The 547-nt window shown below is 49.9% G+C and carries 1 protein-coding gene; it reads right to left on the minus strand.

The window, feature by feature from the left end:
* Positions 1 to 520: fimbrial protein (locus tag HGP29_RS28575; protein WP_168885852.1), on the minus strand; the 520-nt coding region annotated here is incomplete at its 3' end.
* Between the last annotated feature and the right edge of the window lie 27 nt (positions 521 to 547).

Below are 547 nucleotides of genomic sequence, written 5' to 3' on the forward strand. Positions count from 1 at the left end.
GACCTTCAGTTACCGGGGTCGCGGCGTTGGTTCTTACATAACCAGTGGTGTATTTCAGCTGAGTACCGCTAGCGGCAGAGTAGCTTTCGGTCATAGTGTCGGAACCGTCGAAGGCTACGCGATGGGAATCGCTGATGCGCTGGATACCGATACCAATACCGGTTGCACCATTAGAAGCAGTGTTGTCCAGGATGGTATTGTCGCTGGAAGTAATACCGGAAACGTTTACAGTTACGCCAGTAACCGGTGTAGCGCTGCCCTGTGCACAGTCTTTTACGTCAAAACCGAAATCCTGAGTTTTGAACAGGGTACCCGCTGATTCTGCATTCGCTTCGGCAGTGGTTACGGTGATCAGCTGAACGATACCGCTATTCAGAGTACCGGTTGGGGTCACGACGCAAGAGTTAGCTGCATCAGAGACTTCACCCAGTACAGTTACCTGAGCGGTGTTGGTTGCCATTGCCTGAGCACTCAGCACTGCAGATGCAGCGACCATTACAGCTACGATTGTCTTTTTCATTTAATTAATCCATATATAGATACTTAG

Source organism: Flammeovirga agarivorans, assembly GCF_012641475.1.
Taxonomy (GTDB): Bacteria; Bacteroidota; Bacteroidia; order Cytophagales; family Flammeovirgaceae; genus Flammeovirga; species Flammeovirga agarivorans.